Raw genomic sequence first — 22,010 nt, forward strand, 5'->3', positions numbered from 1 at the left:
TATGGCCTTAATAAATTTAGCTATCGCCGATGATCATAAAATTTTCCGTGAGGGTCTAAAATTCACTTTAGAAGATTGCACCGAACTAAATTTAATTATAGAAGCAACAAACGGCAAAGATCTAATTGATCAAATTACCAATAATAAACCCGATGTAATTTTAATGGATATTAAAATGCCCGAAATGGATGGCATGCAGGCTACAGCTTATATTCATCAGCATTTTCCGGAAATTAAAATATTAGTGCTTTCTATGCACAACGAGGATAAATATATTCTAGATGCCATGCGCCTGGGCGCTTCGGGTTATCTTTTAAAAAATGCCGAACCCGAAGAAATATTGGATGCCATTATAACTGTACACGCTAAAGGTTTTTATTTTAACGATAATCTATCAATAACCATGGCTAAGGAGCTGTTAGGTATAAATTTCATGCATCGTTTGCATGAAAAAGACGCCAGGCTAAACGAACGTGAAATCGAAGTACTTAAACTCATCTGCGAAGAATGCAGCAATACCGAGATTGCCGATAAATTGTTTTTAAGTGTTCGTACGGTTGAAGGCTACCGCACCAGGTTGTTCGAAAAAATAGGATCCAAAAACATTGCAGGTTTAGTTATCTACGCCGTAAAGAACGGAATAATAACAATATGAGGCATACCAAATGTCAATAACCTATTTACTGTTGGTTGTGGGCTGATAATAATGCAGTTTATTTATCCACTCTTTCCATAAGTATTGTGCTTTTTGCTGCATGTGTTCTGATGCCATTTCAAATTCTGTTCGTGTATCAGAAGCATTCGAATCATAGGCTGTATAGAAACCCACATAAAAAGCATTACGCTGTACTAGTTTTTTGGATAAACCTAAAAATCCACTTTCTATATCTTGCCATTCAACAAGCTCGTACCTGATACCCAAATCCTCAGATTTTAAATGGATGTAAAAAAAAGAATCGTATATTTCTTCAATTTCAGTTCTTTTTTGTCTCAGCTCAAAACCAATGTACATGTCTTTCTCTACCCATGCAGATGAGGAAGGCATTTTATTACTGGTTACTAAACTTAAAATCCGCTTTAAATATTTAGTGTTTTCTTCCTTAGCCTTTAAAGGATAATCAAAAAGTCTGTTGGGCTGAGTTTTATAGAGTGAAACAACTACTTCATCAAAGTTCTGCCCAGCGTTTATAATATTCAAATTATTCTTAGCATCGTTCACCACATCGCGTATATAGGCTAATTGAGTGTTTGCAAATTTCTCGGTAATTAGTTTAAAATACTTTTGAGCTTCGTTTTTATCGTTTAAACCCAGATGGGCATGCGCCATAAAATAGTATTTAAAACTCTCTGCTTTTTCGTTTTGCATTTTATGATAGGCCGGATTGCTAAATAATTCACTTACATAGCTAAGACTTTGATTATGCAAACCCTTGGCCATTAAAAAGTTGAAATACACAATAGCCGTATCTAAAACTATACTTACAATAGTTTTATGCTCATCTCCGCTTTGTTCAAATTTCTGGATGGTTTGCTCATAAATTTGTTTTGCTTCTTCGTATTTTTCTGATTGCCGGTAAGCCGTTATGAGGTAGAACATCACTTGATACCATTTTTCTGCTTCCAGTATATTTTTGTAATAATCGAAATTAGAAAGTACTTCCAAACAGAATTTTTCCAGGTTCAGGTCATTTTCATTTCGCCATGAAATTTCCATTCCATTATCTAAGTTTTCCCAAAATGGCGAAACCTGGTAACCCTGCCAATGTATGTCTGAAGCAAATTTACACTCGTCGTTAAGGTAGCTTTTATGCTGGTACCAGGACACTTGTTTAATTACAATCCCAAGATTGTTGCAAAGCATTGCAAAAGTGTGTGGTTCATTGTTAATAGACAAACCCTTATCGCTACTAAAATAAGTATTAAATGCGTAGTAGCCGGCTAAACCATATTTCTTTGCCGTTTCATAATACATTTGGGCCGAAAAATGATCATTTTTATCCTGTGCCTCATTGCCTTTTTCCAGATAAGTAGTTAGTATATTATAGCAAATTGCACCATCCGGATAAATTGGAAAATCGATAGTTCGTAAATCAATATTTAAATCTTCGGCGGTATCATAATATCTTTCGATCGCTAAATCTTTTACCTCCCGAACTATTTCATAATATTTGGTCAAATTATCAAAGCCTTTTTTTGCATTCTTATCATTGAAGTAATAGTTGTTACTCAACATCCTCCAGGCTATGGCATTTGTTGGACTTTTTTCAGTTTCATTAATAATAACGGGCAGATATTTCGCTACAAATTCCTGACGGTTTTTATACCCAAATTCTGTTGGCGTCTCAAATGCTGTCGGATAAAATAAATTAAACAAATTCCAATGCTTATTTAATTTCCCCCTGTTAAACAGCGCTTCTATCTTTTCCGCATATCCCTTACACTCAATAGGCTCTGCCGAATCAAAATGCTTCGACAATAATTGTTCCGCCTCATCAAATCTTTCTAGTTCCAGCAAAAGCAATCCACCGTCATAATTTCTGGATACCATTTTCGGCGCATGTTTAAACGATTTCAGGTAATAATCGACTGCCTGGGTCTGATCTCCTTTCTCTTGATAGAGATAAGCCAATCTATGATAAGTATCGCCAAAAGCCTGATCTTGTAAAGCGCGATTGTCTTTTATGCCAGCAACATCAATTAGCTTATCTTCTAACGTTTCAATAGCAATATCATTTAACGATAGTTTTTCCAGGTAAATATAAATCAACCAATCATACGCCTGGAGTCTGGCAATGATATCGCTGCTCGTATTTAGTATCAGGTTACAATCATCTTGTATGGCAGATGTATTGCTAAAAACAGGGCTGTTATTTATTCTTATTCGCCATAATAAGGCTTCAAAATGATGTGGCGCTTTACTTAATATGGTTTGAATTATTGTCAGGATATTTTCGCAGGTATTTTTGTTTTCAATTGCTGATAACAAATCGTCTTCTTTTGAAAAATCAAGTGTGTTGTATAGTGCTATGATGTGGTTGAGTTCGTCTGAGAATTTGTTCATTGATGTGCATTATAGGTATCGGAAATACAAAGAAATAAGTAAAAAGATAAAAACAAAATTTTGATTAAAATAAAATTCTCAGGCAGTAAATATATCCACTAATCAGGTTTTATCCGTTTAGCCATCGCCCTTACAGGAAAAGTTCCAACTCCTTTGAATTTGGGAGGGATTGCACTAAAAGTAAAACCTTCTGCGGGTAGCAAGTACAAATTGCAAAGATGTTCCACAATTAATATTTCGGCACCTAAAAGTGTGGTATGAACGGGTCTTGTTTTTCCTTTAGTGTTATCGATGTTATGAGAATCTATACCAACCAGTTTAACACTGCAATCTCTTAAATATTTGGCTGCCCCTTCTGTTAAATAAGGATGATGCTCATAATACGTTTCCGTATTCCAATGGCTATCCCAACCGGTATGAATCAAAACTGCTCTGTTTCTGATTTCGTAATTTTTTAAGTGTTCTTCAGTTATTTCCAGGGTCTGGGAAAACGGCACACGAATGACTATTGCGTCCAGGTCTGTAAAACATTCTAAACCAATTTCCGAAAGATCTTTTCCGTTTTCAAATCGATGAAAGGGACAGTCTATGTAAGTCCCTGTGTTGCTTACCATTTCAATTTTCCCAATTTGAAATGTGGTTCCTTCAGCGTAAAATTCTTTTGAGTTTTCCCGGCTCAAATAGTCACAAATAATGGGGGCTGGCAATCCTTTGTAGGTTACAAGCCCATCTTCAATGGTGTGGCTCAAATCAATGAATAAATCTGATCCTGCTTTTTCATTAACGGGTTTGCGCTTGTGCGCTTCGTTAAAAACTTCCTTATTCAGAATTTTGGTTTGCCCAACCATAAGCAGTCTTAAATCGTCAACAATATAATCAGCAAGTTCTTTATCAGAAATATGGTCACCAGCTATGTCCAATCTAAAATCTTCACCTTTTATGCTTCCTCCGTTGGTAAAATATATTTCAAAGTCAAATTTTACTCTTTTGTCCATTATCTTTTAATTTTTATTTGTTCCGGTATCGCAAATTTAGATTTTTACAACTTATAGTTGTCAATAACAACTATAAGTAGCGTAAATACAACTATAAGTTTATGTATTTTGTTGATTCGGGAAATGCATCCAAATACCTTTGTAGTGTCGAAAAAATAATAAAATATAGTACCTATGTTAAGCACAAAAATGATCGGTAATAAAATCGCCGAAGCACGAAAGAAAATAAATACTTCTCAAGTCCAGCTTGCTCAGCTTCTGTTTATCAGCCCCCAGGCCGTCGGAAAGTGGGAGCGCGGAGAATCAATGCCAGACATCACTACTTTTAACCGTCTGGCTGAAATTCTTGGTGTTGACCTTAACTATTTTTCAGAAAGCTTCCCATCTGAGGCTACCCAGGTGCAATCCATTGAATCGCCATCCGGAAAGCAGGAGAGAAAGCTTAGCTGGGATATGTCGCGCGGAAACTGGGTTGATGCTGACTTTTCAGGGTTGAAAAATCTCCATGAAAAATTCAGTTCATCTAATTTGCAGCGCTGCAAATTTATCGGTTCGGATTTGTCGGGGCTTCTTCTAAAAGGCAACAACCTTGATAGCTGTGATTTTTCAAACTCCGATATCAGCAACAGTCACATTCGGGCTTCCAACTTAGACAACAATCTATTTAAAAACAGTTCCTTAAAGGAAGCTAAATTTTTGAAAAGTTATATCAGGTACTGTGACTTCTTGGGTTCCGATATCAGCAGCAGCCAAATTCAGAGTTCCCACTTAAGCAACAATTTATTTAAAGGATGTTCTCTGAAAGAAGCTGATTTTTTAAAAAGTCATTTAGAAGGTTGCGATTTCTCGGGTGCTGATTTTACCGGAGTCAGTTTTAAATCCGGAGGTTTCGAGAATAATAAAATTCCAGATGCAATGTGGAATCGTACTTCTTTTATTGATACACATATTGCTGATATTGTTTTTGATGGCACATTGGAGGATTGTTATTTTGAAAACTGTGTTTTTGACTGGGTAAAGTTCCAGAATTCAACGCTTATTAACACTTTCTTTAAAAACAATACATTTAAACGGAACCGGATCCGCTTTACAGACTGTAAAGCAGATCGTATAACCTACGAATTCCTGAAACACGGAAAAGCAGATTTAACAGGTATCACTTTGTTGTCATCATAAAAGGAGTCGGGACCAGGTATTATTGTTGTCGATTCCTAAAAAATTAATATTTTAAACTTTTGCATTTAGTTAATGTTTAAGCTTAAATAACTTGATATGAAAATTGCAACTTATAATGTAAATGGTATTAACGGCCGATTACCCGTACTACTTCGCTGGCTCCAAGAGGCGCAGCCAGATATAGTATGCCTGCAGGAGTTAAAAGCGCCGGAGGAAAAGTTCCCCGAACAAGCCATAACAGACGCCGGCTACAATGCCATATGGCATGGCCAGAAAAGCTGGAACGGGGTTGCAATCCTTGCACGTAATCTGGAAATAAAAGAAACCAGACGAGGGCTTGCAGGCGATCCAGAGGATTTAAACAGCAGGTATATAGAGGCCTTTATAGATGGGATAGTTATTGGCTGTCTTTATTTACCTAACGGAAACCCTGCTCCCGGATTGAAATTCGATTATAAACTGGCCTGGTTTGAGCGTTTAAAACTTCATGCCAAAGCCCTCCTGGATTTTGATATCCCCACAATACTTGTGGGAGATTATAATGTAATGCCCACAGAACTTGATGTATATAAGCCGGAGCGTTGGGTTGATGATGCCCTGTTCAGACCCGAAGTTCGCGATGCTTTTAAAACCTTGGTTGAACAGGGATGGACTGATGCATTAAGAACATTACATCCAAACGAAAAGATTTATACGTTCTGGGATTATTTCCGTAATGCCTACAGCCGTGATGCAGGTTTACGGATAGATCACTTCCTTTTAAGCCCCCACTTAACCAGTCGCCTCAAAGCTGCAGCAGTCGACCGTCATGTCCGCGGATGGGAAAAAACAAGTGATCATGCTCCCGTATGGATTCAATTGGAAAATCATCTTACTTAATTTGTACCACATCCAAATTAAGTATCTCACCTAATTTTTTAATTTTTGAAGCAATGTGTCCCTTACCGATCGCGCAATGATGGGCAGGGCCTTCCTGATTCCAGGCTTCAACAAAATTCCGTGCACCCAACGAAAATTTATACCTGCTATTGGTATTTCCAATCTCCAGAATCGGGCCTGCAACTGATTCTGCTTCGGCAACCAGTAATTTCAGCGTTCCCTTGCCAGTTTCTACTATTGACAATAGCGTAACCGGGCCATGGCTAACAGACATCTCTACCGACAAACCATGCCCCACCTTACCATGATAAACTTTTAGCGGTTTAACTTTTATCTTTCCTTCCGCTATTTTTGGATGGCAAGGCCCATCATGCCCCATCATCACTACATCATCGTTAAAATCCATGGCGTAATACTCAGTAAAAGATCCCCCTGCACCAAAACTATCCATGATCTTCATGGCCTGCACATTTTTAATTTCATATTCGCCGGCTACTGGAATGTGTTTACCCGTAAGTAGTGAATTACCAAGTATAACGGAGGTCACCGTATTTTCATTTTCAGCATTGCCGGTACCTTTGTGATAATAGGCAAAAGAACCCAGATCATACTTATCTACCAGCTTATCCAATGCAACAGCGGTTTTAGCTGCGCGATGTAATTCCTCTGCCATGCAATCGTCCTGAACATCAAATTCAGTTTCAATTTCGGTTAACTTTTCTTCGATTTCTGCATTGGTTACACCAGTTCTTAAAGCCGACAATTCATCAACTTCCAGGATTTCGATGTGTCCGCCAAATGTTGCACACTGAAGGGTAAGGTCGGTATAGATGTCCAACATCCCTCCGTAATAATTACCCATCACCCCAAGCCGGTTGTAATGCATAGTTCTGGCTACTTGCGCTGCCTGTATCCATTCTTGTATTTGGGTCCAAACATGGGGATCATCATAAAGCAGCCCTGTAACCTGAAAGAAGGGGATATTACTACGACGAAACACATTTGCAATTTCGGGCACTGAGCACGAAGAACAATAAGCCAGCCATTCGCCTGTCATTGCAGTCCTGTTTTCCATGCTGTTAAAGCTTTCATAATCAATGCTGGCCTGTGGGGCAAGATTAAGAACAATTACCGGTACCCCCGCCTTTCTTACTACCGGTAACACAGTTGATGACAGCGCATAGGTAGTTGCATATAGAAATATCAGATCAACATCCTCTTGCTTAAATTTTAAGCCAGCATCAAAAGCTTTTTCTGGTGTATCTATTAAGCCAAGATTAACAATTTCGGCATCAAAAGCTTCCATACTTTTTGCTACCACTTCAACGTATTCAGTTAGCCGTTGTTTAAGTCCAGTAAATTGATCCCAATAGGCTTGCAGGCCTATACCAAATAATCCTATCCTAACCCTAGAGTGTTTATACATTATAATATTTTATTTTTTTATAGTTTCCTGAATGATAGTTACCGGGCCCATCAATCCTGATTCTTGTAAAGGAGAATCGGCATTGTACTGTTTGGAAGTGGTAAAAGTATATCGTCCACTTGTACGCGGCTTGTTATTTAAAAGCCAATCTGGCCATTTATCATTCTTAATTCCATCATCAGGTTTTTTTTCATCGCCAATTAGCCTGTTCCCCCAAAGGTTCACCACTTCAATTTTGAGTTGGTTGTTTTTTGCCTGCAAATGGTTAGAGATGTCAATTTTCCATGGAGCGGTCCATACTATACCAATTTCCTTTCCATTTAAGGTAACACGGGCCATATTCTTCACCTTTCCAAGCTCCAGATATATCGGTTGTTTTAGGTTTGCCTGTGGAAAATCAAATATTTTATGATAGGCTGCCGTACCAGAGTAGTATTTAATTCCCTCCTCTTTATTGGTAGTCCAATCAGATAGTTTATCAAATGTAGCGCTTGCAGGCCCACCCCATTTAGGGTCAAATTTAACCTCCCAAGGCCCATTGAGCGTTACAAGTGTTTTTATTAAGGTTTCCTTTTTTGTTTTTGATGCAACCCATTTATTTTCTTTGGAGAACATGATGAAACAGCTTTCATAGGCATCCAATTGCAAAGGAATAGTAGTAACCTCGCCATCGGCCTTGAAATCATTTAGCTGGATCCGTTTTCCGGTAATGGCATTCCATAATTCAGGCGATCCTTGCACACTGCGGAACCTGGCATCTACTTTTATTGGTTTGTTTTGTGTGTTCGCCAAAAAATAAAGATCCCAGTTACTTCCTGTACGGTGGGTATACCTGATTTCATCGGCAACGAAATCTTCAACTACATTTTCTGATTTTAAAATATCAGCAGTAAGCTCATACTGAGGATATAAATTATCAATCCGGCTGGCTAATTCACCACCCCAGATCAGGGTACCTTTGCCATAAGTTCTTTTTGTTTGCGCGGCAGGTTTGGCTACAGAACCCCATATGGTTTCACTTAAGGCCAATACTTTTTTGTCGCAATCAGGAAAGCCACTTAGACTTGGAGATCTCAGCGGGGGGCTGCCTGCTACGGTTGCTCCTTGCTTTACCAGGTCGCCAATCTTGCTGAGCAGTTCAGGCGTCATCGATTCGTAAGCTGGCAGCACAAGTAAGCGGTAAGATGCTCCGCTGGGGAACACTACATTTTTGCCTTTTACAGAGGCTTTCATGAGCTGTAATGGCGAACAACCGTCGAAATTGTATCCTTTTCTGTTACCAATCGTATCACCCTGAATTGCGGATACGGGCGGCAGGAAAACATGCGGAGCTCCTTCTGGTGTCAGATATAAGATATCTGCTACCGTACGCCCTTGTTGCAGCAAGTATTGGCAACGTGTAATGTATTGGTGGTAAGCTGCCGCCATTGGCCACCAGGTTTGTCCACGATCCCAATGCACACCATATGGCCCCATTGTTGCGCCCGGTTTTAAGGAATCAGGTAAGAATTGGTTTTGGAAAGTGTGGTAAACGAAACGGTTTATGCCAGAGGCAAAAGCCCAATCGCCCTGGTTTTTTACTGATCCCGGGTGTTGCTTCCAACCTTCATTATTCTGTGCCGTAAAGGCTTCGGCAGGAACAATTGATCTGCCTTCAACATGGGCAATAGATGTTGCTTCAATTACGCTGTAGGTAGAATTAAAGCCAAAACCCTTACTCCAAAACTCGGCCATAGGCACATCTGCTACACTACCAAGATCTAGATCAGCGGCTGGGTTCATGTCGTAGGGTTCTATGGATAAGGAAAGTCCATGGCGTTTGCCGTATTGTTTTACATGGTTCGCATGGTTTTGCAACACAAGTTCCTGCGCGGTTAGCCTTAGGTCCCATAAAAAACGTTCACTTTCTTCTGTTGAGCCCACAACGTTCCCCGAATAGACAGGATAATAGCTTATCGGATCGTAGCCTCTTCTTTTCAGGAACTCCTGCCTGAAATTAGCTGTCCAGTTTTGAGCACCCATTTCCCAACTGTCCATATGCAGTCTCTTTAATCCGCCGTTACTCTTGCTGTCGGGTTTAGCTATTTTTTTGAAAATTTTACCAAGGTAGGCATCCAGGTGGGCATTAAGTGCGGCAGTATCCAATTTATCGGCTTCAAAACCTAATCCCGGAACAGGTGCCGGTCGGGTAATTGCGCCGTTATTACGGCTGCCAAAACGCATAACTATCCATTTACCTGCTGGTGGAGTCCAATGCAGGGTTCCATCGGCATCTATCTTACCGGTGAGATCTATTATTTTACCTTTTTCAATACCTTTTCCCTGATCCGACTTAAAATCGGGTTCCGCTAAATAGGGTTTTACTGTGGCAGAGCTATATGGGGCACGATAATACAGTGCCTTTTCTTCGTAATCGCTAATTGTTTTGACAGACGAGGTGGCAGGAAATGCCAGAACAGCCACATCTTTATAATATTCTCTCCATTGTTCCTTAAAGTCCTCCGTTAGGTTACCTTCGCCAAAGAAAGGTTTTTTGGGTGCAGGCACGGGCAGTACAATCTTTTTGTGGTCATCTGAAGAGACCGTTACCTGACTCGACACCAGGTGCTGCATAGATTGTTCTGCTTTAACCCATGGACCACCACTACCTGTCCATCCCGGACCTATCCCCAATGTGATTTCTATACCCAGGCGCCGTGCTTCCTTTTCTGCATGGGCAAACAAGGATGTCCACTGTTCACTAAGGAAATCAACAGCCCCTCGCGGTACACCAACGTTTACTTCCAGGAAAATCAAATTACCAATGCCTGCCTTTTTCATAGACTCCAGGTCTTTGGTTATCGTTTTGGCGTTCATATTCCCATCCATAAAGTACCAGTAGACACCAGGTTTATACTTATCCGATGGATTGGCAAAACCTGCTTTCATTTGCGCCAACTGCGCTGTTGCAGAAGCAATTGAGAAACAGGCAAGGACGAAAAATAAAAAAAAGTGATTAAAGTATTTCATGCGGCTGTTTTTTTGCCAGCTAACTAAATTCGACATTAATTAAGATAAATGCACGATTAATAGCCAGGATTCTGTATTAAATTTTTATCTAGAAAAAGCTGTCTGTCCGGTATCGGATAAAGTGCTTCATAGCCATCAAACTTATAGTCGTTTGGAGAGAATGGTACTCCGCCACGATCAACTGTAGGCTGAGCCTTTTCGGCCTGACCATGTGCATTTAGCAAAGCCATCATTTGTGCATTGGTAAAAGCGCTCTTCAGATCAAACCAGCGATCGTTCTCAAAGGCTAATTCCACCCTTCGCTCGTGTCTAATTGCCGTACGAAAAGCATCCTGACTAAGCCCACTTAAACCAATCAGGTGCGCCCTTTCTCTAACTTTATTGATATACTGATAGGCATCACCAGGGCCAGTTTGTTCGTTTATTGCTTCTGCGAGCATCAACAATACATCTGAATACCGCAGAACAGGCCAGTTGTCGTCAGTACGACCGGCAATTGTATGTGGATGGTTGTATTTGTTAACATATGGAATGGCTACAAACACGCCATCCGCATTGGTATATCCTTCCTGAAGTGAAACCGTTTTACGTTCGTCGTTTGGTTCAAATTCAGCAATCATATTTTTAGTGGGAATGTTCCAGCCTTGCGGACGGCTGGTGGGGAAACCAGTGATGGCGCCCGCAGAACCTCTTGGGGCAAATGTGTAAATAAAGCTGCTCCATTCGCCCAGGTTATCTCCCCCCTGATACTGAACTTCAAATAATGATTCGCTATTATTTTTGTTATTTGGATCAAAAACAGCTGCATAGTCGCCAACCAGCACATATCCCATCGGCAGAATTTCTTTCAATGTACGCTCTGCTTTTGCATAATCTTTTGTGGTTAAATAGACCTTACCTAATAATCCCAAAGCAGCACCTTTAGAAGCACGACCCACATCGGCCCCCGTATATTCACTTTTTGCCGGCAACTTGGCCGCAGCATCTGTGAGGTCCTTTATGATCTGATCATACACTTCATTTTCAGGGTTTCTTTTTGTCTGAAAGGCATCTGAAGAGGAAGCAAGCGGCTCAGTGATTAACACTACAGGGCCAAAATACCTTACTAGATTAAAATAGTAATAGGCGCGCATAAATTCAAGCTCAGCTTGATACTGATCCTTTTTTTGCTGACTGATAGCGGTAACTCCTCCGATCTTTGAAAGTGCATAGTTGATGTTGTACAATGCATTATAACTTTGATTGTACAAGTCGGCTACATTTACATTTGTTGCAGTCACATTCCAGAACTCAAAGGCCTCGGCCCTGTCGGTTTGCCCCCTATCAGAAGGATCCAACTGTATTGTCGTATTATCTGAAGACATTTCTGCAAAGATGTATTGGTTGTTTACATGACTTTGCAGGGAGCTATAAGCACCACTAACTGCCTGTCTGATTTCATCTTCACTCTGGTAAAACTTATCAGCTGTTTTCTTAGTTGGATCGGACAAATCCAGGAAAGATTTTTTGCAGGACACTATAGCGAGTACACCCGCTAAAACTGCAATTTTATATAGATTTTTCATTGTTTCTGGTTTTGGTTAAAAATTGATCCTTGTGCCTATAGATATTGTTCTTGGAACTGGATAAGACTCTAAATCTCTTCCCGGACTGATGACATCATTCCCATTATTGGCTCTTGCCGCATTGACCTCGGGATTGTTTCCGGGATACTTAGTGATTAGGAATGCATTGTCTACACTGACAAAGATTTTTGCATCCAGGAAATCCTTGATCCTTGGAATGGTATACCCTAGTGTGATGTTCTTTACCCAGGCATAGCTACCACTGTATACATAGCGCGAATTAGATTCGCGGGTAAAGTAATAGGTATTGGATCCTGCCTGCTTACCTGCACCCGGATTTTGTTCAGATCGCCAACGATTTTGAACCTCTTTTAACACGTTAAAAACACCGTCGATATTCGCGAGATTCATTTCAATAGCCCTGTAAATATCAGCCCCATAAGCTCCGTTTAGTAATACGCTTAGATCAAAATTCTTATAGCCTGCATTCCAGTTCCAACCCCAGGTAAATTTAGGATTTGGGTTACCAATCACTATCATATCCTGTGTATCATAAGATATTTTGCCATCGCCATTTCCATCCAGATATTGATATGTGCCCGGAATATGATTAGGATTACTCGGTGTACCATCTATCTGTGCCTGGTTCTGATAAATACCCAAAACTTTGTAGCCATAGAATAGTCCAATTGGTTTTCCTACCTCGGTAAGGTTGTAGCCATCATAAAATGCACCTGTCAACAATGAATTCCTGTCTCCATCAATGGACAATACTTTATTCCTGTTAAAGGAGATATTAAACCCACTGCTAAATGATACCTCTCCAAATTTATCACGGTAGTTTAACCCAAGCTCCACACCCTTGTTTTCAAGTTCTCCGATATTGGTAATCACACTACCAAAACCAGCTACGGCAGGAATCTCCACATTCAAAAGCATATCGGTCGTTAGTTTTCGATAGTATTCTGCTGTTAAATTTAGTTTCCCATTAAACAAACTTATATCTGTACCGATATCCAACTGCTTAGACTGTTCCCAGCCCAGATTGCTATTTGGAAAAGAACCAATTGTTGCACCCGGAGAAATTGCATTGCCAAGAACATAATTGCTGGGATTGATGATGGCCTGCGAAGTATAATTACCAATATTATTGTTTCCGGTTACCCCATAACTTGCCCTTAATTTGAAATCAGATAGCCATTTCAATTCCGGGAAGAAGCTTTCCTTTGAAACACGCCATCCTACCGATGCAGAAGGAAAACTTCCCCAACGGTTATTGCTTCCAAATCTTGAGCTCGCTTCGCGATTAAAAGCTGCTGTAAATAGGTATTTATCTTTGTAAGCGTAGTTTACTCTCGACAGGAAGCTCTCAATGGTAAATGCTGCCATCCCTGAACTGCCATCTCGTTGGTTTGCCGCAGAAACATATTCAACCAGATCATCAGGGAATTCAGTACCTGTGGCATTACCGGTATTTACTGTGTTTTTTTGAAAGATGTGTCCAACTGTTACTTCCAGTTTATGGTCTTTCAGCTGGGGTGAATAGGTAAGCAGGTTATCCATACCATAATTGGTATAATTATAAAAATATTCTCCCGAACTAGCCAAACGTGGCGGGGCGTTGTTAAATCCGGCAATACCAGAAGGGGTAAAATCATGATTCCTGTCGTTCTGTAACGTTCCATTAAGATTTGTTCTGAAAGAAACATTTTTTATAGGCTTAACTTCCACATAAGCATTGGCTGTTAGGTTACCCTTGTATTGTTGATGAAGCTCTTGCATAAGGCGCTGTACCGGGTTTGGGAAACCGAAAATATTGTCGTGCCCACCAATGTAATTATTGAAAGTACCATCTTCATTATACACCGGTTCTCTGGGATCCATCAGCAGGGCCTGGTCCACAATGTTATTACCAAATCCACCTGCAATGGCATCACTGTTTTTAGCCCATGAATAAGCACCTGATAAGTGCAAGCCAAAATTAAGATAGTCGGTGGGTCTGCCATCTAAATTGGCCCTGGCTGTGATTCTGTTAAAGCCTGTGTTTTTTAATGCTCCTTGCTGACTCAGGTATCCCAATGAAATATAAGAGCTTGACTTTTCTGCACCATTGCTGAGGGAAAGATTATAGTCGCTAAACGGTGCATTCTGGTGCAAAATTTCGTTATACCAGTTGGTAGACACCTTGGTTTGCTCGGGAAACCTGAAATCAGCTGGTATTTCGCTGATATCTGGCTCTCTATTCTGAAAATACCTGATCTTATCGGAAAACACCTCGTTTTGAAAAGCAGCAAATTCTGGTCCGTTAAGTACTTTTACCCTTCTTGAATCAGGCACATTGGCTATTCCTGTATTGGTACTGACTGTTAATTTATGACCATCCTTTTTCCCGTTTTTTGTAGTGATAAGTACCACACCGTTCGCACCGCGAGATCCGTATACTGAGGTAGATGCCGCATCTTTTAAAATGGTCATACTTTCAATGTCATTAGAATTTAGCGCAGTCCCTACACTGGTTCCTACAGGGAAGCCATCAACCACATATAAAGGATCGCTAGTTGCTCCCAGGGAACTATTACCGCGGATTTCGACCTGCAGTTCCTGTCCGGGCTGCCCTGTTGTCTGCTTTGCTACCACACCCGGGGCCTGCCCTTGAAGCAGCCGCCCAACATTTGAAGCAGGTATACCCTGAGATTTTGAAAGATCGATTTCAGATACAGCTGAAGTAATATCACCCTTGCGCTGTGATCCGTAGGCCAGTACCACCACCTCTTTTAAACCTTGGGATGCGGGTAGCAACCGGATATTCAAGTTGGCATTACTTCCAACAACTACCTTTTTTTCGACATAGCCGATGTAGCTAAAAATCAGTGTAGCACCCTGCGAAGCGCTGATGGAAAATTTTCCGTTTGCGTCTGTCTGTGTAGCTACCTTAGTGCCTTGAACCATAATTGAGGCCCCAACGATAGGTCCTGTATCCAGGGAATCGGTCAACGTTCCCGAAATAACTGTTGGTGTCTGTGCCTGAACTGGCAGGTAGCACAATAGCATTATGGCTAAAATAACTAAGTATCCCCGGTTCAGCACAATTAAAAGTCTTGTTTTCATAACTTACTTTTTAATGTTCTAAAAGTTTATATTGGTATCCAAAACTATCTTTAATGTGAGCTGGAATAAATAGAGGTTTTGATAAAAGACCTGCATTTTTTGGCATTTGAAACGCATTCTATGATTTTTCTTAGTAGTTTTAACCTTGCAGTGAACTCATTAAGGGAAACAATTTGCAACCGGCACTAAGAAAACTAACCAAATGATTGACAAGTATGATTAATTTCTATAAGTATCTCCCTGTCAGCAAAGAAGATGAAAGCTGGGGCTTGACTGTACTAAATAGCGGGTGCACGCATATTGAGCCCACAAACGTATATCCTTTCAAAAGTCACCCGGCACACCACAATTTTAACTGGAAGAGCTGGCGTACCTTGCAGGAATATCAGGTTATTTACATCACTCGTGGAAGCGGTATCTTTGAATCAGAAAATTGCAAACAGACCAAAATCAATGCAGGAACAGTCATTGTGCTGTTCCCAAATGAACGCCATCGCTATAAACCCGATCCGGAAACAGGTTGGGATGAGTATTGGGTAGGTGTAAAGGGTAAAATAATAGACAATCTGGTTACATCAGGTTATTTGAAACCCGAATCGCCCACTCAATATATTGGTTTTAATGAAAGTATACTCGAAGTATACAATGGCATTATTGACAAAACGAAACAAGAGCGTCCTGGTTATCAGCCTCTGGTTTCGGGCGCAGTTTTTTATCTGCTTGGTGCCTGCCATTCGCTTGCTAAACAACATACCCTTGGTAACCAGGAAGAAGATAATGCAATAAACCGGGCAATGCTCCTGTTTCGTTCAAATATAAATAACCCCTACTCGGCCGAACAGGCCGCTCAGGATCTGTGTGTAGGATACTCCTCGTTTCGGAAGTTGTTCAAAAATTACACAGGTTTATCTCCAGGACAGTATTACCTTCAGCTTAAAATTGAAAAGGCGAAGGATCTATTGTGCAGCAGTAATATACCGATTAAAGAGATTTCTATTGACCTTAATTTTGAATCCAGCTTCTACTTTTCAAAGCTTTTTAAAGAGAAAACCGGATTAAAACCCACTGACTATAGAAAACGCTGCAGAGACACGGTAAACGAAGCGTAATTGAGCTTTGCTATCCGTTGTAGGCAATGGCAAACTGTTTTGCAAAATCTTCAAGCTTGATCTTACCGATTGGAACGGTGTTTTTGGAATCAAAGTCCTCCCAAAGCACACCACTTCTAATGGCTGTGCCCATTTCTACATAATTCTTTGCAATTTCCGCTGTAAGTCCGGCTCCTACCATTCCGTCAAAGGCCTGTACATCATCAAACGCTACCCATGGCAATTCAGGCTTACCAATTGCTTTTCCTAGCTCCTGTGCAACTTCTTTAAGGAGGCGTTTATCACTTGCAATGTAAAAAATACTTTTTCCGATAAAGCCTTCCTTGATTTTACCTGCAGCGGCAGCAGCTATATCCTTTGGATCGACCATAATGATTGGTTGATCTGCACCGTAGTTAGATCCGATGATTCCCATGTGCCTGATCAAATCCTGATTTGCATAGAAATTGTTATAGAAAAATGCAGGACGAAGGGTTAGTATATCAATATTTTCAAGTTTACTAAAGATATGTTCAACAGCAAAAAGCCCTGCAATTGGTCCGGTTCCTTTTTCAAGATGAGCGCCTATACTGCTCAATAAAACTACTTTTTTAACACCAGAGGCTTTTATTGCATTAGCATAGTGCTCGCCAACTTCTCTAATATGTCCTTTAAGGTCATTGGCAGAAAAATCATTTGGCACCATCAGATATACCAAATCGGCACCAGTAAAAGCATCTGCCAGAAAACGTTCGTCATTTACTGATCCAATTGCCGGGATGGCGCCAAGGTTTATAATTTCATCTGATTTTTCTTTGTTACTGGATACGATGGTTACCTGATGTCCTTCAGAAATCAGGTTATTTGAAAGTGGTCTGCTGATATTTCCCAGTGATCCGGTTATAATTATTTTCATGGTTGTTCTGTTTTTATTTAAAGACAAAGTTATATTTGTACTTACTTTTATACAAGTACTTACCCCAAAGTATGTAATATGACAGCGATCAAAGAAAATTCAACTTTAAATGCCAACAGAGAAAATAGCAAGGCAACCTGCCCGGTCAGCTTTGTGATGAGTAAGATTGGAGGTCATTGGAAACCAGTAATACTTTACCACCTTATGAGCGGACCAAAAAGGTATAGCGAGTTGAAGAAATTGATTCCTGCCATAACTGAAAAAATGCTTATACAGCACCTCAAACAGATGCAGCAGGATTTACTGGTTATCAGAAAAGCGGAGAACGTTGTTCCTCCTTTTGTAACCTATAGTTTAAGTTTTGAAGGAGAAGAATTGAAGCCAATCCTGGACGCAATGGTTGAATGGGCATTTGCACGGGATTTTAAGGCATAATCAAGGCTTTGCTTTAGCCTGATGTCCTTGAATTCAACGCGCATTTCGGGGGTTACGTGTGCCTGAAGGCCTAATAATCCTGCCATTTTACGATTGACAGGATCATTATCGGTAGCATCACTCATTAATACACCATTGATATAATACTGCATACGATTGCCTTTAACGACCAGGTGATATTCATTCCAACCATCGTTACTGATATTCTTTGCCAGCTCCTCTGATGTGCCTAGCATGGATAGGAGATCGGGTTTTCCTAATGAATCTACAACTACCTTCTCCCCTCGTTTTGCGATAAAGCCGCGGCCTCTTTCTTCGTAGTTTAAGCCTGTATATTCATTGTTTCCATCTATGTCTGCCTGATAACCTTTTAGTCCAAAGGCAACGCCAGGTACTTCTTCGCTCCTGTACTGAATACCACTATTTCCTCCTTTTGAAATTTTATACTGTAATTTCAGTTCAAAATCACCTACTTTTCCTCCTGTCCATATTAAAAAAGTATTAGTCTTTAATTGGTTCTCGGGTGTTACCTCACCGATTATGACGCCCTTTTCAACTTTCCAGTGGGTTAAATCTCCTTTCCAGCCCTGCAATGTTTTACCATCGAAAATTTTAACAAAACCCTTTTCCTGACTCATTGCCGAAAAAGTTACCATTAACAAAAACATACTCCCAATAAATTTTATTGAAATTCTATCTATTTGACGCATCTTCTTACTTCTATTTACTTGCCGGCTGAAACACCTTATTGTCTTTATTTCCCCCTGAAATCAAATAGGCCATTAAATCTTTTAATTCTTCATTATTTAAGCTATTGATCATGCCAGGCATCATAATGGATAATTTAGATACAGAAGTGATGGTTACATCCTTTTTCTTAATCTCCCGTAGTGTTTGAGGAGAAAAAGGATTCTGAGAAATATAAATTTTGTCTTTGGTCTCCCTTTTAAATCTGCCATAGATAGAGCTTCCGTCTTTTAAATAATAAACCTTTGCGGCATACTGATCAGAGATCACTTTACTAGGTGTTATGATAGATTCAAGGATGTCTTTCTCAGAGAATCTGGTTCCCAGATGTGTAAGATCGGGGCCTGCAGCGCCACCCTCTCCACCTGTAGTATGGCAAGAAATACACATTGTGGCGGCAAACATCATTTTACCATTCTTATAGTTTCTGCCTACCAAACTGTCTTTTACTACTGCAAGTGCTTCGTCCAGTTTCCAGTCTCTTCCCGGACCCTTTGGCGGTGTAACATCGCCAAGTTTAAGCTGTTTATTGTCTACAAGTCCATCTCCGGAGATTTTGTTAAAATGAGCAAATTGTTCTTTTGGCACATTGGTTAGGGCAATTTTACGTGCTTCATCAATAAAACCTATATAACTGTTACCTCCCTTAAACCCGAATGCTTTATAGAACCATTTAAAATATTTGTTGCGGAGCGCGGGTGTCCACCCTTTTTTGGCTTCGCTTAACGCTACAGCATAATAAATCTGTTGCGAAGGAGGTATTTTAGATAGTGTTTTTGCAATATCCAATCCATATTGAGGATTTTTTAAGATCAAATCTGACGAACTGGTAATTCCTTTCTGGTAGTCCTCATCATCCTTGGCCAGATCTATTAAGGCCAAAGTTTTAGGCACTACCTGCTCATCGCCGATGTAAACAAGGATCTTTGTCATGAATCGATTGATTTCATTACTCCTGGCCGGAAAATGAGCATTTAGATATTTGCTTAATTTCAGCCGATCTACAGGTTGGGGTTTGCCGGTGCGTAGTAACGTTAGCTCAAACGTTCTTAACAAATCCATTTTTTGAGGTTCTGACAATGATATATAATTGATATGCATCAGGGCATTTAACATTTTACTGTTCAATTCCTTACCTCCATTTCTGGCTAGTGCGGTCATGGCGTGCATCAATATAATTGGGTCTTTTTCATTCAGGGCTCTGTCTTGCCATTCAGCCACAGGCTGATGTTCAACAGCAATCCTAGCCGCATAACGAATATAGCGATCTTTGTTTTTTAGGTTTGGCCAGACTATGTTAATTGCTTCAGGATTGGGTGTAGTATGAAATTCTTCCAATTGCTTCCTCAGCTTGCGTGCTTCAAGCATACCTGCTGTTGCATTGGTGGGCAGTTCTTTGTTTGGCAAGGAATTATCGCCATAATAAACTCTGTATAAATCAGATTCAAGCTCACGTCCTCCGGTTAAAAAGTATAGCGCGCCATCAGGTCCAATCAAACCATCGGTAAGTGGCAAAGGTTGTCCCGATAAAAATTCCTCTGCTGTTGTTTTATAAGAAGATCCGTCGGGAATAAGTTGTACGGAGTAAATGATACCAAAAGTCCAGTCGAAGGCCAATAAACCACGACGATATTTCTCTGGAAAACGAGCATTATAACTGCTAACCAGGCTTGTAGGTGAGCCCTGACCAACGTTTAATATAGCAGGGAGATTATCAATGTAACTTGGTGCCCAGTTGGTATTTCCCGAGCGCCAGCCGAATTCACTACCACTAGGAGAATGAGAAATTCTGGTGGGTTTATACCACGGCATCCCCATATCCCACTCCATGTCACCATCATAAACAAACATTTCTCCATCTTCATTAAAAGCAAAATCATATGGATTTCTATATCCTGCACTTACTAATTCCCATTTTGTTCCATCAGGATCAGTCTTCATCACAAAGGCCCCGGGTGCAAAACGGTCCGTAGCATGACCATTTGGATCTTTTATGGTTGCCAGCGCGTTGTCTTCTCTCCAGGTTTTAGGTAAGCGGTAACTGTCCATTTCCGGCATATCTGTATAATTACCTGCAATCATGTAAATTGACTTTTTATCAGGAGCGAGGACAATACTGTGGGGGCCATGTTCACCCTCTCCAGTTAATGCTTTCATTAATGTTACTTTATCGAATTGATCATCACCATCGGTATCCTGCAATCGGTAAAGACCACTTCCGCTTTTGAACTTGTCGTCACTATTGTGATTAACCATTACATATAAGCTGTTGAAGGCGTAAAGCAAACCATGAGCGTAGCCCATCCCTACTTTAGCCTTTGTTGAATCGCCAACAATTAGTTTTTCTACTTTTACTTTAATCTTGGTGGTATCTGAACCTATTGGGGGTATTTCTAGCCTGTATAAAAAGCCATACTGATCGGAGGTAATTATCCTTCCTTTATCATCAAAGGTCATGGCTACCCAGGATCCTGTTTTACCCTCAGATGGGCTGTATAAATGTTCTGCTTTAAAATTTGGTAAAAGTTTTAGTTTTTCAACTTTTGGTCCTGGATTATCTTTCTGGAACGTGGTGAAGGAAACACCGATAAGAATGAGTAATAAAAATACTACAGATAATTTAACAGACCTAGTTCTGTTTGATTTCATGTGGGTTGGTTTATTTGTGTGTTTGGTATAACAAGAATATCATAAATACATAAAATGGGCAACCTGTGCTGTCCTGCATCAAACAGACATTAAGACTTACAATAAATAGTCTATTTTGCTTCTTTTGCTATTTCGATCATTTGCTGGAGCTCTAAAACAGAAGTTTCATGCTGATTATACGCAAAACCTGTTGCAGTAAATCTTATCTTCCTGTTGGCATCAATCACAAATTTCGCGGGTATGCCCTTTATATCAAAAGCAGAATATACAGCATTTATGTTTTGGGAATTTCTAGTATCCATATAAAGATCAAAATCGTAGTGATTTTCTGAAAGGTAGGTTTTAGCATCTTCTAATGGAGTTGCTGAATTCTCCCTGGTATGTATAAAAAGAAACTTCACATTTGGATCTTGTTTATAAGTATTAGCAACCTCCTGCATTACCGGAAAGGAGGCTTTGCAAGGTCCGCACCAGGTTGCCCAAAAATCGAGCACCATTATTTTACCTTTAAAATCATTCATTGAAACGTCTTTACCATTTACGTCCTTAAGCACAAATTCAGGTACTTTATTATCCAGAATTTGTGTCAGCAGTTTGGATTTTAATACTTGTTTATGTTTTGCTAATAGTGAAGCCATATATGCTTTAGCATCTGCCTTAGGATTTAGTTTTTCAAATACCTTTGACAATCTTTCCCTTAATTGCGGAGTTCCATTGGTTTCAATAATATCTCTTTCCAGAACAGCATTGGCTTTTTTATATTGTTTATTCTTTTCGAGTAAAAAACTATAATCATTTACCAGCACTTTACTTTTTATGTTCAGATTCTGATATGCCTCTTCTGTGTATTTTAGGGCTTGTTTTTCTCTTCCCAATTTTAACAAAGCATTGGAATAAGCAACTACCAGGGTATAATAACCCGTAGCCTTTTTATTTAGATTGGAGTCCATGTACCT

The 22,010-nt window shown here is 40.0% G+C and carries 15 protein-coding genes; 5 read left to right on the top strand and 10 right to left on the bottom strand.

Annotation, left to right across the window (positions count from 1 at the left end):
• Window position 1: 1 nt before the first annotated feature.
• Window positions 2-655: a response regulator transcription factor gene (locus AC6CH7_RS13315; protein WP_498263203.1), complete on the top strand. Its 654-nt coding sequence runs from the start codon at window positions 2-4 to the stop codon at window positions 653-655.
• 21 nt (window positions 656-676) lie between these two features.
• Here AC6CH7_RS13315 and AC6CH7_RS13320 read toward each other — a convergent pair whose 3' ends face one another.
• Together AC6CH7_RS13320 and AC6CH7_RS13325 are read right to left on the bottom strand one after the other, a co-directional pair.
• The gene (locus AC6CH7_RS13320) at window positions 677-3,061 is read right to left on the bottom strand and encodes a tetratricopeptide repeat protein (RefSeq protein WP_498263204.1); all 2,385 of its coding nucleotides are present in this window, start codon (window positions 3,059-3,061) and stop codon (window positions 677-679) included.
• A gap of 98 nt (window positions 3,062-3,159) precedes the next feature.
• On the bottom strand, window positions 3,160-4,056 hold the full coding sequence (locus AC6CH7_RS13325) for a cyclase family protein (RefSeq protein WP_498263205.1): 897 nt from the start codon (window positions 4,054-4,056) through the stop codon (window positions 3,160-3,162).
• Window positions 4,057-4,230: 174 nt separating this feature from the next.
• On the opposite strand from AC6CH7_RS13325, the gene AC6CH7_RS13330 reads away from it, so the two are divergent.
• Together AC6CH7_RS13330 and xth are read left to right on the top strand one after the other, a co-directional pair.
• On the top strand, window positions 4,231-5,232 hold the full coding sequence (locus AC6CH7_RS13330) for a pentapeptide repeat-containing protein (protein ID WP_498263206.1): 1,002 nt from the start codon (window positions 4,231-4,233) through the stop codon (window positions 5,230-5,232).
• Between the two features lie 96 nt (window positions 5,233-5,328).
• Window positions 5,329-6,111: an exodeoxyribonuclease III gene (xth, locus tag AC6CH7_RS13335; protein ID WP_498263207.1), complete on the top strand. Its 783-nt coding sequence runs from the start codon at window positions 5,329-5,331 to the stop codon at window positions 6,109-6,111.
• Here the strand turns inward: xth and AC6CH7_RS13340 are convergent.
• Genes AC6CH7_RS13340 through AC6CH7_RS13355 form a run of 4 tightly spaced genes read right to left on the bottom strand, consistent with a single transcriptional unit; the run spans window position 6,104 to window position 15,219 of the window.
• Entirely contained in the window at window positions 6,104-7,537 is a 1,434-nt protein-coding gene (locus AC6CH7_RS13340) for an arabinose isomerase (RefSeq protein ID WP_498263208.1), read from the bottom strand. The genes xth and AC6CH7_RS13340 overlap by 8 nt on opposite strands.
• A gap of 9 nt (window positions 7,538-7,546) precedes the next feature.
• Window positions 7,547-10,546: a glycosyl hydrolase gene (locus AC6CH7_RS13345; RefSeq protein WP_498263209.1), complete on the bottom strand. Its 3,000-nt coding sequence runs from the start codon at window positions 10,544-10,546 to the stop codon at window positions 7,547-7,549.
• A 56-nt stretch (window positions 10,547-10,602) separates the two neighbouring features.
• Window positions 10,603-12,111, bottom strand: a complete 1,509-nt coding sequence (locus AC6CH7_RS13350) for a RagB/SusD family nutrient uptake outer membrane protein (protein ID WP_498263210.1) — start codon at window positions 12,109-12,111, stop codon at window positions 10,603-10,605.
• A 15-nt stretch (window positions 12,112-12,126) separates the two neighbouring features.
• Entirely contained in the window at window positions 12,127-15,219 is a 3,093-nt protein-coding gene (locus tag AC6CH7_RS13355) for a SusC/RagA family TonB-linked outer membrane protein (protein WP_498263211.1), read from the bottom strand.
• 215 nt (window positions 15,220-15,434) lie between these two features.
• On the opposite strand from AC6CH7_RS13355, the gene AC6CH7_RS13360 reads away from it, so the two are divergent.
• Entirely contained in the window at window positions 15,435-16,328 is an 894-nt protein-coding gene (locus tag AC6CH7_RS13360; RefSeq protein WP_498263212.1) for an AraC family transcriptional regulator, read from the top strand.
• A 10-nt stretch (window positions 16,329-16,338) separates the two neighbouring features.
• On the opposite strand, the gene AC6CH7_RS13365 is transcribed toward AC6CH7_RS13360, so the two are convergent.
• Window positions 16,339-17,223, bottom strand: a complete 885-nt coding sequence (locus tag AC6CH7_RS13365; protein WP_498263213.1) for an NAD(P)H-binding protein — start codon at window positions 17,221-17,223, stop codon at window positions 16,339-16,341.
• A gap of 78 nt (window positions 17,224-17,301) precedes the next feature.
• On the opposite strand from AC6CH7_RS13365, the gene AC6CH7_RS13370 reads away from it, so the two are divergent.
• Entirely contained in the window at window positions 17,302-17,658 is a 357-nt protein-coding gene (locus AC6CH7_RS13370; protein ID WP_498263214.1) for a winged helix-turn-helix transcriptional regulator, read from the top strand.
• Here AC6CH7_RS13370 and AC6CH7_RS13375 read toward each other — a convergent pair.
• The 3 genes from AC6CH7_RS13375 to AC6CH7_RS13385 all read right to left on the bottom strand — a co-directional run bounded on the left by AC6CH7_RS13375 (window position 17,571) and on the right by AC6CH7_RS13385 (window position 22,004).
• Window positions 17,571-18,368: a 3-keto-disaccharide hydrolase gene (locus AC6CH7_RS13375; protein ID WP_498263215.1), complete on the bottom strand. Its 798-nt coding sequence runs from the start codon at window positions 18,366-18,368 to the stop codon at window positions 17,571-17,573. The genes AC6CH7_RS13370 and AC6CH7_RS13375 overlap by 88 nt on opposite strands.
• 10 nt (window positions 18,369-18,378) lie before the next feature.
• Window positions 18,379-21,054 carry a c-type cytochrome gene (locus AC6CH7_RS13380; RefSeq protein WP_498263216.1) on the bottom strand — a complete coding sequence of 892 codons (2,676 nt, stop codon included), beginning with the start codon at window positions 21,052-21,054 and terminating at the stop codon, window positions 18,379-18,381.
• 110 nt (window positions 21,055-21,164) lie between these two features.
• Window positions 21,165-22,004 carry a redoxin domain-containing protein gene (locus AC6CH7_RS13385; protein ID WP_498263217.1) on the bottom strand — a complete coding sequence of 280 codons (840 nt, stop codon included), beginning with the start codon at window positions 22,002-22,004 and terminating at the stop codon, window positions 21,165-21,167.
• Between the last annotated feature and the right edge of the window lie 6 nt (window positions 22,005-22,010).

It is taken from the genome of Pedobacter sp. GQ55 (genome assembly GCF_059758925.1).